This window comes from Pelomonas sp. SE-A7 (assembly GCF_030345705.1).
Classification (GTDB): Bacteria; Pseudomonadota; Gammaproteobacteria; order Burkholderiales; family Burkholderiaceae_C; genus JAUASW01.
The window spans coordinates 449417-461971 of sequence record NZ_JAUASW010000002.1; the positions used below are offsets into that span (position 1 = coordinate 449417).

13 protein-coding genes are annotated in these 12555 nt (G+C 69.4%); 1 reads left to right on the forward strand and 12 read right to left on the reverse strand.

Annotated features, from left to right (window positions below; genetic code table 11):
• Positions 1–36: 36 nt before the first annotated feature.
• From QT382_RS16140 to QT382_RS16175, 8 genes are read right to left on the reverse strand one after another with little or no spacing between them, the layout of a single operon-like run.
• Positions 37–924: a ribose-phosphate diphosphokinase gene (locus QT382_RS16140; RefSeq protein ID WP_289255114.1), complete on the reverse strand. Its 888-nt coding sequence runs from the start codon at positions 922–924 to the stop codon at positions 37–39.
• A gap of 1 nt (position 925) precedes the next feature.
• Entirely contained in the window at positions 926–2449 is a 1524-nt protein-coding gene (locus QT382_RS16145) for a thymidine phosphorylase family protein (RefSeq protein ID WP_289255115.1), read from the reverse strand.
• The gene (locus tag QT382_RS16150) at positions 2446–3171 is read right to left on the reverse strand and encodes a lysophospholipid acyltransferase family protein (protein WP_289255116.1); all 726 of its coding nucleotides are present in this window, start codon (positions 3169–3171) and stop codon (positions 2446–2448) included. Before QT382_RS16150 ends, QT382_RS16145 begins: the two co-directional genes overlap by 4 nt.
• Before the next feature lie 5 nt (positions 3172–3176).
• Positions 3177–4490, reverse strand: coding sequence for a dihydroorotase (locus tag QT382_RS16155; protein WP_289255117.1), 1314 nt, complete (start codon positions 4488–4490; stop codon positions 3177–3179).
• A complete protein-coding gene (locus tag QT382_RS16160) occupies positions 4487–5449 on the reverse strand; it encodes an aspartate carbamoyltransferase catalytic subunit (RefSeq protein WP_289255118.1) in 963 nt (320 codons plus the stop codon). Before QT382_RS16160 ends, QT382_RS16155 begins: the two co-directional genes overlap by 4 nt.
• On the reverse strand, positions 5439–5951 hold the full coding sequence (gene pyrR / locus QT382_RS16165) for a bifunctional pyr operon transcriptional regulator/uracil phosphoribosyltransferase PyrR (protein ID WP_289255119.1): 513 nt from the start codon (positions 5949–5951) through the stop codon (positions 5439–5441). Before pyrR ends, QT382_RS16160 begins: the two co-directional genes overlap by 11 nt.
• Positions 5951–6364, reverse strand: a complete 414-nt coding sequence (gene ruvX / locus QT382_RS16170; RefSeq protein WP_289255120.1) for a Holliday junction resolvase RuvX — start codon at positions 6362–6364, stop codon at positions 5951–5953. Before ruvX ends, pyrR begins: the two co-directional genes overlap by 1 nt.
• Positions 6361–6939: a YqgE/AlgH family protein gene (locus tag QT382_RS16175; RefSeq protein WP_289255121.1), complete on the reverse strand. Its 579-nt coding sequence runs from the start codon at positions 6937–6939 to the stop codon at positions 6361–6363. The genes ruvX and QT382_RS16175 overlap by 4 nt, the downstream gene beginning before the upstream one ends.
• A 35-nt stretch (positions 6940–6974) precedes the next feature.
• On the opposite strand from QT382_RS16175, the gene QT382_RS16180 reads away from it, so the two are divergent.
• A complete protein-coding gene (locus tag QT382_RS16180; RefSeq protein ID WP_289255122.1) occupies positions 6975–8429 on the forward strand; it encodes a cryptochrome/photolyase family protein in 1455 nt (484 codons plus the stop codon).
• On the opposite strand, the gene QT382_RS16185 is transcribed toward QT382_RS16180, so the two are convergent.
• The 4 genes from QT382_RS16185 to QT382_RS16200 form a co-directional block, all read right to left on the reverse strand.
• A complete protein-coding gene (locus tag QT382_RS16185; RefSeq protein ID WP_289255123.1) occupies positions 8426–9295 on the reverse strand; it encodes a response regulator in 870 nt (289 codons plus the stop codon). The two genes, QT382_RS16180 and QT382_RS16185, sit on opposite strands and share 4 nt — an antisense overlap.
• 88 nt (positions 9296–9383) lie before the next feature.
• On the reverse strand, positions 9384–10022 hold the full coding sequence (locus tag QT382_RS16190; RefSeq protein WP_289255124.1) for a response regulator: 639 nt from the start codon (positions 10020–10022) through the stop codon (positions 9384–9386).
• Positions 10019–11380 (reverse strand): CHASE3 domain-containing protein, encoded by a 1362-nt coding sequence (locus tag QT382_RS16195; RefSeq protein ID WP_289255125.1) that lies wholly within the window; start codon positions 11378–11380, stop codon positions 10019–10021. The genes QT382_RS16190 and QT382_RS16195 overlap by 4 nt, the downstream gene beginning before the upstream one ends.
• Before the next feature lie 203 nt (positions 11381–11583).
• On the reverse strand, positions 11584–12555 hold the full coding sequence (locus QT382_RS16200; RefSeq protein WP_289255126.1) for an alpha/beta hydrolase family protein: 972 nt from the start codon (positions 12553–12555) through the stop codon (positions 11584–11586).

The following is a 12555-nucleotide window of genomic DNA, read 5'->3' on the forward strand; positions in this document are numbered from 1 at the left end:
AAGCGCGGCGGCAGGCCACAGCTGAGGTGGCCCAGTCTAAGTCAGCGCACCGGCCAGCAGGGGCACGACGGACACGCTGTTGCTCTCATGCGGCACGGCGTTGCTGCTCCAGACATGGCGTACGCCGGCCGCCATGAGCGCCGGCAGGGCATCGCCGTTGAAGAGCGCATGGGTCACGGCCACGTCCACCGAGACGGCGCCACGGGCCAGCAACTGCTCGGCCGAGCCGATCAGGGTGCGGCCGGTCGAGGCCATGTCGTCGAGCAGCACCACCGCCCTGCCCTTCACGTCGACCTCCGGCAAGGCGAGTCGGACCTGGTGATCGCCCTCGCGGACCTTGTGCCCGACGGCCTGCTCCAGGCCTCCGGCCTGCGCGGCATCGCGCACCCATTGACCGGACTCCTCGTCGGGCCCGATCAGCAATGCACCAGGGACCCGCTCGGCGATCCAGCGACCCAGCAGCGGGGCGGCCGACAGCGCGATGCCCCGGCCGGCCGGCATCACTTCGTCCAGGCTGGCGATGCGGTGCAGGTGCGGGTCGATGGTGACCACGCGGTCGAACTGCTGGCCGAGCCAGCGACCCATGTGGCGCTGACTGACCGCCTCGCCCGGCGTGAACTCCATGTCCTGTCGCATGTAGGCCAGGTACGGTGCCACCAGCTCCAGGCTTTGAGCGCCCAGTTCGCGCGCCGTGGGCGCCGCGATCATCAGCTCGACCAGCTTGTCGTTGGGCTGCTGCAGGCCGCGCAACAGGATGACGCGCGACGGCAGCGGCTTGGGCAGGACCAGCCGCAGTTCGCCGTCGGGGAAACGGTGGCGGCGCACCAGGGCCATCGGAATACCCAGAGTCGCTGCCAGCTCGGCGGCCAGGGCCTGCTCGTCGTCAAAGGCCAGCAGCAAGGTGTCTTGGAGGGTCGTTGTCATCTCAGCGGGCGCCGATGCGGCAGCCATTGTCCCGGGCCGCATGGGCGCAGGCGAAGGAAAGGTCGGCGCCGAACTGCGCATGGATTCGGTAGAGGGGCTCGCCCCTGGCGACCGCATCCCCCTGCTTCTTCAGCAGCAGGATGCCGGCGCCCGGCACCTGGGGCGCACCGGCCAACCGGGCGATGCGGGCGATGCGCAGATTGTCCAGCTCGCACAACAGGCCGTCCTGCGCGGCCAGCACCTCGTGGGTGAGGCTGCCCAGAGGCAGGGCCTCGGCGCGCCGACCCTGGGCATCGATGATGGCATTCATCTGCGCCAGGGCCCTGCCCGAGTCGAGGATGCCGCGCGCAATCTCGTAGCCCTGGCCACCCCGCACCGCCGGATCGAACTCGATCATGCGGGCGGCCAGCTGGAGCGACTTCTCGCGCAGGTCCTGCGGTGCGGCCGGATCGCCTTGCAGCACGGCCATCACATCGCGCGCCTCCAGCACCGGACCGATGCCGGCGCCTATGGGCTGGCGGCCGTCGGTCAGCAGAACGTCCAGCTGCAAGCCCAGGTGGCCGGCCACGAACTCGAACAATTTCTTGAGACGCTGAGCCTCGCCGGTGGAACGCACCTTGGCCGTCGACCCGACCGGAATGTCCAGCACCAGATGGGTCGAACCGGCCGCAATCTTCTTGGACAGGATGGACGCCACCATCTGGCCGGGCGAGTCGATCGACAGCGGCCGCTCGACCGAGATCAGGATGTCGTCTGCCGGCGAGAGCTCGGCCGTGCCGCCCCAGGCGAGACAGGCGCGAGTCTTGCGCACGATCTCCACCATGGTCTCGAAACTCAGGTCGACGCGCGCCAGCTGCTCCATGGTGTCGGCCGTGCCGGCCGGCGAAGTGATGGCCCGGGAACTGGTCTTGGGGCAAAGCAAGCCATGCGCCGCCACGATGGGCACGACCAGCATCGACGTGCGGTTGCCCGGGATGCCACCGATGCAATGCTTGTCCACCACCAGCTCGGCACCGACCTGGCGTTGCCAGTCGAGGCGGCGGCCGACGGCGATCATGGCCTCGGTCAGGTGCAGCACCTCCTCGCGATCGAGCTCGTACTGGTTGGTGGCGACCACGAAGGCCGCCAGCTCGATCTTGGAATAGCGGGCCGAGGCCACGTCGCGGATGATGGCCGCCAGCTCCTCCTTGCCCAGCCGCTCGCCATTGATCTTGCGGTGCAGCGCCGCGATCGAACCCGGCGGCTCGGCATGCGCGATGCTGGCCGGATGTCCCTCCTGCACACCCAACCGCGCAAAGCCGTCCTCGCTCAGGCCCAGCTCGCAATTGCTGACGATGCGTTCGTCGTCGACGACGTTGAGCACGGCCAGGATGGTCTGGCCTTTGGCATGGATCTCGACCTTGGACAGGGCCTGGAAGCCGGCGGCCCGTGCAACCGGGCAGTCGCGGTGCAGGTAGGCCACGTTCTCGCGCCAGGTGTCGATGCCGACCCGGCGGATCTGCAGGGTCTGGGCCGCCGCATTCATCGTGCCAGTTCCTCGGCGATCAGCTCGCGCACATGTTCGGACAGGGCCCGGCGGTCGGCATGGGCCGATTCCATGGGCAGCAGGATGCGCAGCTCGCAGCCCAGGCCGCGGGCGCTGACTATGGACCAGACGCTCTGCAACAGGGTCATGTCGCCAATGAAGCGGGCCGAGGTGCTGAAGCGCTGGCCCGGCTCGTGCCAGCGCAGCATCATCGGCTGGATGGGTGTCTCGGTCGCGATGGCGGCCTGCAGCAGATTGGCGTGGAAGGGCAGCAGCTCCGGCCCCGGCCCGGTCGTGCCTTCCGGGAACACGGCCACGGTGTCGCCGTTCTTCAGCGCCTCGGCCGTCTGGTGCACCACGCGCAGGGCATCGCGCTTGCTGCTTCGTTCGATGAACAGCGTGCCTGCCGCCTCCACCAGGGCGCCGACCAGGGGCCAGTGCTTGATGCCGGCCTTGGCCACGAAGCGCGCCTCGGGCATCACCGCATGCACCGCGGCGATGTCCAGCCAGGACACGTGGTTGGCCAGCAGCAGCTTGGCGCCGGGCCGCGGCAGGCCGCTGCATTTGAGCTCGACGCCCAGCAGCACCAGGGTCCGCGACGACCAGGCCTGGATGGCCGCCAGCCGGCCGGCCCGGTCCAGGCTGCCGAAGCGCACGTGGATGGTCCAGAGCCCCCCCGCCACATGGACCAGCAGCCTCAGCAGACGCCAGATCGCCCGCATGCGGTTCAGGCCTCGACGACGGGTTCGTGGGCCAGGTGGCCGGCCACCAGGGTGTAGCGCACCTGGGCCGGCAGCTCGAAGCCGGTGATGGCATAGGCGAACGGCGTGTGCTTGCCCTGGCTCAGCAGCCGCTCGGGCGTGACCGCCCACGAGGCCTCAGGATCGAACACGCAGATGTCGGCCACGCCGCCTTCGACCAGGCGGCCGGCGCTGTCGGCCAGCGAGCCCAGCGAAGCGCCCAGCACCTTGACCGGTGCGGCCGTGATCACCGACAGCGACTTGGCCAGCGTGAGGCCTTCGTCCTTGCCCCAGCGCAGCGCCAGGCTCAGGAGCAGCTCCAGGCCGGTGGCGCCGGGCGTGGCCTCGGCGAACGGCAGGTGCTTCTCGTCGGAAGTGACCGGGTTGTGGTCGCTGACCAGCGCATCCAGCGTGCCGTCGGCCAGGCCGGCGCGCAGCGCGGCGCGGTCGCGGCCCTGGCGCAGGGGCGGGCTGACCCGGAAGGCCGGGTCGAAGTAGCCAATGTCCACGTCGCTGAGGTGCAGGGAGTTGACCGACACGTCGGCCGTTACCGGCAAGCCCTCGAACTTGGCCGCCCGCACCAGCTCGACGCCGGCGCTGCTGGAGATGCGGCACAGGTGGACCCGCGCACCGGTGGCCCGCATCAGCTCGAAGATGGTGTGCAGGGCCACGGTCTCGGCCGTCACCGGCACGCCGGACAGGCCCAGGCGCGTGGCCACCGGGCCGCTGGCGGCCACGCCGCCCGACAGCCAGGGGTCCAGCGGATGCAGCCAGACCGAATAGCCGTAGGTGGCGGCGTACTGCAGGGCGCGCAGCAGGAACTGGGTGTTGCGGATCGGCCGCTCGGCCTGCGAGAAGCCCACGCAGCCGGCCTCGGTCAGCTCGGCCATCTCGGTCAGCTGCTCGCCGTCCAGGTTGCGGGTCAGAGCGCCCAGCGGGAACAGCCGGCAGCGGCTCAGCTTGCGGGCACGCAGCTTGAGCATCTCCACCAGGCCGGGCTCGTCCAGCGCCGGGTCGGTATCGGGCGGGCAGACAAGGCTGGTCACGCCACCGGCCGCGGCCGCGGCCAGTTCGCTTTCCAGCATGCCCTCGTGCTCGTAGCCCGGCTCGCGCAGCCGCGCTGCCAGGTCCACCAGGCCGGGAGCGACCACGAGGCCGTCGGCGGCGATGACGCGCTCGGCCTCGAAGTCCTTGACCTCGCCCAGGCCGACGATGCGGCCGGCCGCGATGGCCAGGTCGCCGACCTGGTCCAGGCCCGAGGCCGGGTCGACCAAACGACCGTTCTTGATGAGGATCTTCATGCTTCGTTCCCTGCCAGGATGGACATCACCGCCATGCGCACGGCGATCCCGAAGGTCACCTGCGGCAGGATCACGCTCTGCGAACCATCGGCCACCTGCGAGTCGATCTCGACGCCGCGGTTGATCGGCCCCGGGTGCATCACGATGGCGTCCGGCTTGGCCAGGGCCAGCTTCTCCGGCGTGAGGCCGAAGTTCTTGAAGAACTCGCCGGCGCTGGGCAGCATGGCGCCGTTCATGCGCTCGTTCTGCAGCCGCAGCATGATGATCACGTCGGCGTCCTTCACGCCCTCGGCCATGTCGTGGCAGACGCGCACGCCCATGTCCTTGAGGTCGCCCGGCACCAGGGTCTTGGGACCGACAGCGCGGATCTCGGGCACGCCCAGGATGCTCAGCGCATGGATGTCGGAACGGGCCACGCGCGAGTGCACGATGTCGCCGACGATGGCCACGGTCAGATTGGTGAAGTCCTTCTTGAAGTGCCGGATCGTGTACATGTCCAGCAGGCCCTGCGTCGGATGCGCATGGCGCCCGTCGCCGGCATTGACCACGTGCACATGCGGTGCGCAATGCTGGGCGATCAGGTAGGGCGCGCCGCTCTCGCTGTGTCGCACCACGAACATGTCGGCATGCATGGCCGAGAGGTTGGCCACGGTGTCGAGCAGGGTCTCGCCCTTGGCGGTGCTGGACCTGGCGATGTCCAGATTGATCACGTCGGCCGAGAGGCGCTTGGCCGCGATCTCGAAGGTGGTGCGGGTGCGGGTGCTGTTCTCGAAGAACAGGTTGAACACCGACTTGCCGCGCAGCAGCGGCACCTTCTTGACGTCGCGGTCGTTGACCGAGAGAAAGGTGCCGGCCGTGTCCAGGATCTGGTGGATCACCGCCGCCGGCAGGCCCTCGGTGGACAGCAGGTGGATCAGCTCGCCATGCTTGTTGAGCTGCGGATTTCTTTTACTCAGCACCAGAGCCTCCCTCGGTGATGTCGAACGTGAAGGCGCCGTCGGCGGTCTTGGCCAGGCGCAGGCGCTGGGCCGATGCCAGGGTCACGCGGGCGGCCGAGAAGGCCGGCTCTATGGGCAGCTGGCGGCCGCCGCGGTCCACCAGCACGGCCAGGCCCACGCTGGCCGGACGGCCGAAATCGAACAGCTCGTTGATCACGGCCCGCGTCGTGCGGCCGGTGTAGAGCACGTCGTCGACCAGCAGGATGTGGCGGCCATCGACCTCGAAGGGCAGGCGCGTGTGGTCGGCGCTCGCGCTCATGCCCTTGGTGCCGAAATCGTCACGGTGCAGCGAGCTGGAAATCACGCCCGAGTCGCTCAAGTTGAGATCGGCAGCCAAGCGCTCGGCCAGCCAGGCGCCGCCGGACCAGATGCCCACCAGGGCAGTGTCCGGTTGAAGCAGCTTCTGCACGCCCTTCTTTAGGTCGGCGTAGAGCGCTTCGGCATCAAGAAGCAGGGTGGTCATCAGGGATGCTCTCTCAGGAATTGTTCGAGGATCAGGGCCGCGGCGGCCGAGTCGAGGTCGCTCGCACCCTGGGATTCGGCCTCGACGCTGGTATAGCGCTCGTCCACCTCGTAGACCGCCAGGCGGAAGCGGCCCTTGAGCTGGCGGCCGAAACGGCGCGCCCGCTGGGTGATCTCATGCTCGGCGCCATCGGGGTGGAAGGGTACGCCTATCACCAGGGCATCGGGCTGCCATTCGCGGATCAGTTTCTCGATCGCGACGAAGCGGGCATCGCCCTCGACATGGATGCTCTTGAGCGGCTGGGCACCCCCGCTGAAGCGGCTGCCCGTGGCCACGCCGACACGCTTGATGCCGAAATCGAAAGCCAGCAGGGAATTGGGGGTCGACGGGGCCATGGCGGAGCTAGAGCTCATGCGTGCCCCGCCTCCTGGCTCAGCATGCGCGGGTCAATGCCCAGCAGGCCCAGGGCGCGCTCGTAGCGCTCCTCGATGGGCGTGTCGAAGATGATCTCGGGCGTGGCATCGACAGTGAGCCAGCCGTTGCGGCCGAGTTCCTCTTCCAGCTGGCCGGCGGCCCAGCCGCTGTAGCCCAGGGTGATCAGCAGCTTCTTGGGGCCGGCGCCGTTGGACAGCGCCTCCAGCACGTCGCGGCTGGTGGTCATCTCCAGGCCGCCGGGCACGGCCAGCGTGGCGTTGTAGTGGCCGCCCTCCTCGTCCAGCGGCTCATGCAGCACGAAGCCGCGCTCGGTCTGCACCGGGCCGCCGTAGAACACCGGACGGGCCGCCAGCTCCTCGCGGTCGAGGCTCAGGTCCACCTTGGCGAACAGATGGCCCAGGGTCAGGGAGATAGGCTTGTTGATCACCAGGCCCAGGGCACCCTTCTCGTTGTGCTCGCAGAGATAGACCACGGTGCCGGCGAACGCATCGTCGGCCATGCCGGGCATGGCGATCAGGAACTGGTTGGTGAGGTCTATGCGTTCTTGGGCCATGGGCCGGCATTTTATTCGTGCGCGACACTGGCCCCATGGAAAAGCGATATTCCCGCGCCCTGGCCTGGTTCCGCCGCGACCTGCGGCTGGACGACCAGGCCGCGCTGTACCAGGCGCTGAAGTCGGCCGACCAGGTGTTCTGCGGCTTCATCCTGGACCGGGACATCCTCGACGCCCTGCCCCGCACCGACCGCCGCGTGGCCTTCATCCTGGAATCTCTGAAAGAGCTGGACCAGGCCCTGCGCCGCCACGGCGGCGGTCTGATCGTGCGCTACGGGGCCGCTGCCGATGAGATCCCCCGCCTGGCTGCCGAGCTGGGCGTGCAGGCCGTGTTCTGCAACCACGACGACGAGCCGGCGGCGCTGGCCCGCGACACGCTGGTCGCCGAGCGACTGACCAGCTTCGGCACGCAGCTGTACAGCTACAAGGACCATGTGGTCTTCGAGCGCCGCGAAGTGATGACGGCCAGCGGCGGGCCCTATGGCGTGTTCACGCCCTACAAGAACGCCTGGCTGAGGAAGCTCGAGCCCTTCTACCTGAAGGCCTATCCGATCGAGCGCTATCTGGAGGCCCTGGCCGCCAGCTCGCTGGCCCAGGGCGTGCCTGGCCTGGAGGCGATCGGATTCGAACCCACGCCCCTGCCGGCCCATCTGGGCACCGGCATGAGCGGTGCGGCCAGCCTGCTGGACGATTTCCTGGACCGCATGGACCGCTACGACCAGGCCCGCGACTTTCCGGCGCTCAAGGGGCCCAGCTACCTCAGCGTGCACCTGCGCTTCGGCACGGTGTCGATACGCCGCCTGGCGCGGCTCGCCCATGAGCGCCTGCAGGCCGGCGACCGCGGCGCTGAAGTCTGGCTGTCGGAGCTGATCTGGCGCGACTTCTATCACCAGGTCATGCATCACCATCCGCATGCGATGACGGCTGCCTTCCGCCCGGAGTACGACGCCATCCAGTGGGAACAGGGCGAGCACGCCGACCGCCTGTTCAATGCCTGGTGTGAAGGCGCGACCGGCTATCCGCTGGTCGATGCCGCCATGCGCCAGCTGAACCGGACTGGCTACATGCACAACCGGCTGCGCATGGTGACGGCCAGCTTTCTCTGCAAGGACCTGGGCCTGGACTGGCGCCGCGGCGAGGCCTATTTCGCCCGGCAGCTGCTGGACTTCGACCTGGCCGCCAACAACGGCGGTTGGCAATGGGCCAGCAGCAGCGGCTGCGATGCCCAGCCCTATTTCCGCATCTTCAATCCACTCAGCCAGAGCGAGAAGTTCGATGCCGACGGCCGCTTCATCCGCCGCTACCTGCCGCAGCTCTCAGGGCTTTCCAACAAGGCGATCCATGCGCCCTGGCTGGCTTCGCCGCTGGAGCTGGAGGCAGCCGGCGTGCGACTGGGCGACAACTACCCAAGTCCCGTCGTCGACCACGCCCTGGCGCGCGAGCGCACGCTGGCGCGCTATGCCGTGGTGAAAAGCCGGGCCCTGCCCTAGGCCAGCTCTTCCTGCAGCGCGCCGAAGGCCGTGGCCTCGGCCAGCGTCAAGAGGCCGCGGGCCGAGACCGCGTCGGCCGGGAACAGGGCCATGCCCAGGCCCAGCGGCAGCTGGTAGCGGCGGCCGTCATGCTCGTAGGGCGCGGCCATCAGCTCGCCCAGCTGCAGGGCAAAGGCCGCGGCATGACCGGGGCCGTCGAGCCGTGTCAGGACCAGGGTAAAGCTGTTCTCGCCGCGCCGGGCCACGATGTCGGCATCGCCGCTGACATGGCGCAGCCGCAGCGCGGCTTCGCGGATCAGGGACTCGGCCAGCACCTGCCCATGCAGGGCGACCAGCTTGTCCAGGCCTTCCATGCGCAGCACGTAGACCGCCAGGTCCTCGCCGTCGCGCTGGGCCTGGCGCACGCTCTGGTCCAGCCGCTCGAACAGGGCCGTGCCGTCGAAAAGGCCGGTCAGGCCGTCGCGCAGCAGGCTGCTGGGATGGCCTTCCGTGCCGCCCCCCATGTCCTGCTCGACCAGCTCGGCCAGGTCGTCGAACAAGGTCTCCAGGCCGCTGGCCTTGTCGTAGAAGGCGTCGGCACCCGCCTGCAGGCAGGCCTGGCGGTAAGCCTCCAGCGCCTGGCTGGTCAGCACGGCGATGCGGCCGCGGAAGCCGCTCTGGCGCAGCGCCCCCAGCACCTGCAGGCCCGAGCCGCTGGCCAGCGACAGGTCCAGCAGCACCAGGTCGGGATGGGTCCATTCGATCAGGGCCAGGGCCTGGGCCTCATGGGCGGCTTCGCCGACCACGCGCATGCCGCTCATGCTGTCCAGGCGGCGCACCAGCAGGCGGCGGATGGACGGTGAATCTTCGACCAGAAAGATGTTCATCATTGACTCCCTGTTTTGGAAGCCATGGTCCTCGCTGGTGCGGCCGGCCGACAGCGGGCGATGCCGCCAATTCGCGTAGGTGGATTGCCTACAGCGGCCGGGTCAGGCCGTGCTGGACGCAGTACTTGGTCAGCTCGGTGTTGTTCTTCCAGCCGGCCTTCTCGAAGATGCGCGCCCGGTAGCTGCCCACGGTCTTCACCGACAGGTGCATGGTCTCGGCGATCTCGGCCGGCGTGTGGCCGGCGGCGATCAGCAGCATCACGCGATGTTCCTGGCTGGACAGCTTCTCATGCGACAGGGCCTTGGGCGCCTTGCCGCTGAGCAGGTCCAGCAAATGGTCGGCCATGGTGGCGCTGACATAGCGCCCGCCCTCCTTCAGCCGGCGCAGCGCCGCGCCGAGCTCCTCGGCCGCCCGGTCCTTGGCCAGATAGCCCGAGGCGCCCATCTGCAGCAGTCGCGCGGCATAGGCCGCTTCGGCGTTGAGGCTGAGCACCAGCAGCGGCACGCCCGGCAAGGCACGCAGCATGCGGCTGGCGCCCTCCAGGCCGTCGGCATCGGGCAGGGACAGGTCCAGCACCACCAGGTCGGGCCGCGCCGCCGCCACACAGCCCAGGGCGGCGGCGATGCTGGCGGCCTCGTCGATCTGCGCGTCCGGCCAGTCCGCCAGGATCAGCTGGCGCACGCCTATGCGCATGATGGGATGGTCATCGACGACCAGCAGCCTCATGACGCCGCCCCCCCGTCGTCGCGCGTCAGGGGCAGGCAGACCCAGACCCGGCTGCCGCCCCCGGGCGCCGGGCCGAACTCGAAGCGGCCGCCGGCCAGCTGGGCTCGCTCGCGCATATTGCGCAAGCCCGAGGCATCGGGCCGCACCGAACCCGGGCCGCGGCCGTTGTCGATCAGCTCCATCTCGTAGCCCTCGGCGACCTGCCGACCGCGCAGCGTCAGCAGCGTGGCCTGGGCATGGCGCAGCACATTGGTGAAGCCTTCCTGCAGGATGCGGAACAGCTGGCTCGCCTGTTCGGTCGACAGCGCCGCCACATCCTGCAAGTCCAGGTGCACGGCCGGGCCGCCCTGCCTTTCCAGGGTCTGCAGATGGTGGCGCAGCGCCGCCTCCAGGCCCAGGTCGTCCAGCAGCGGCGGCCGCAGGCTGGCGCTGATCTGGCGGGCCGAGCGTATGGCCTCGTCGGCCTGGGCCTGCATCTCGTCGAGCAAGGACTCGGGATGCGGATGCAGCTTCTTGCGCAGCGCAATCACCAGCATCTTCAGCGCCGTGCCGACCTGGCCAATCTGGTCATGCACCTCGCGGGCCAGGCGCCGGCGCTCGTCCTCGATGCCGCGGTCCAGTTCGCCGGCAAAGCCCTGGATGCGACGCAGGGCCTCGCTCAGGGCCGCGGTGCGCTCGCCGACCATGCTCTCCAGCCTGCCGTTGACCTCACGCAGCGCCTGCTCGGCGGCATCGCGATGGCGGCGCTCCCACCACAGCAAGGCCAGGGCAATGCCCAGCAGCAGGGCACCGGCCGCGGGCAGCAGGCGGACCCGCTCGCGGCTTTGCTGCTGCAGATCACGGGCCTCCCGCTCGGCCAGGGCGATGTGCCGCTGCTGCTCCTGCTGCAGCAGCCGGACCTGCCGCCGGATCTCGTCCATCAGCTGCTTGCCGGCGACATAGGTGTCCATGTCCTTGAGCACGGCGTCGCCACGGCGCTCGCGCTCGGCAATGTTGGTGACGATCTGCTGCTGGCGCTGGGCGATCAACTCGTCGAGCCGCTTCTGGCCGACCCCGCTGCCCGACTCGTCCAGTTGCTGCCGCAGGCCCGGCAGCATGCTGCGCAGCTCGCGGCTGGCGGCCTCGTAGGGTTGCAGGAACACATACTGGCCGGTGATGATGAAGCCGCGCTGGCCGGTCTCCAGGTCGACCAGCAGGGTCAGCAGGCGCTGCAGCTGAGCCTGGGTCTGCAGTGCATGGGCGCGCTGCTCGCTGCGTTCGACCAGCTCGCCCACGCTCTGGTGCGCCAGCACCGCCGCGCCGACGAAAGCCAGCGAGGCCACGGACAACAGCAACTGGGCCAACCAGGAAATGCGCATGGGCAGAAGGCGAGTCCAAGCATGCGTGCGACGCGTTCAGGCATGACACCAGGGCGCGACGCCGCGCCAAGCCCAACGATTTCTCCAGCGGGGCTACGCCCTCTGCGGATCCAGGGCCAAGGCTAGGGGTCAGCCCCCGGCCAGGCAACACCGGGGCCGTGAACTAGTGCGCATATCGCTCACGGGCGCCTGAAACTGTCGCGTTATTGCCAGCGGGCCAGCAGGGGCTTCCAGCGCTGGTGCCAGCTCTGCAGGCCTTCCTCGCGACCCTCGAAGACGCTGCTGAGGAAGGCCAGGGTCAGCTCGCGTGTGGCGGCCTTGACTTGCGGATTGAGCGTCACGCCGCCGGTGCCGGCGCGGTCGGTGAAGATGCTGTGCGAGCCGCCAGTGAACACCGCGAGGCGCTTGCGCTGGCCGCCGGTGGCCTCGAACACGGACAGCCGGTCGCCCGCCTCGCTGTGATAGCCCGGCACGTTGATCACGTCCTCGGTGGCCGTCACATGCAGCGTGGGCACGCGCACCGGCGCCAGGATGGGCTCTGGCGCGCCCTGGCCGTAGAACGGCGGGGCCGAGATGATGATGGCCGCGCGTATGCGTTCATCCTGCAGGCCGGCCGGTGCATCCGGTGGCCGCGCCCCGGCCAGCAGCAAGGAGGTGGTGGCGCCATAGGAATGGCCGGCCGCAACTATCCGCTGCCGGTCTATGTGCGCGCCCTGCTCCGCCGCGAGCAGCCGGTCCAGGGCAAAACGCATGTCGCGCACCCGGTCCAGCGCCTCGCTCTCCTTGGCCGCGTCCTGCAGACGGCCTATCAGGCTGAAGACGTTGCCGGTCCAGATGCGCCGGTCGCTGCCAACATGCTGGACATGCAGGCTGGCATAGCCCTGCGAGGCCCAGTAGCGCCCCAGATAGCTGTAGCCCTGGCGCGAGCCGCCCAGGCCATGCGAGAACACGACCAGGGGCACGGCGGCCGACGCCGCCTGGGCCGGCCAGTACAGCCGCACCGGCACCTCGCGCTGGCGGCTCTTGTCCTGCCAGTCGAAGTCCAGCACTTGGTAGTCGGCGGCTTCGGCCGGCTGCGCGGAAGCGGCCTGCTGCGGCAGGTCCAGCGGCGCCTGGGCCTGCAGGGCGCCGGCCAGGCTGAGCAAGGGAAGCAACAACCAGAAGCGCCGCCTCAT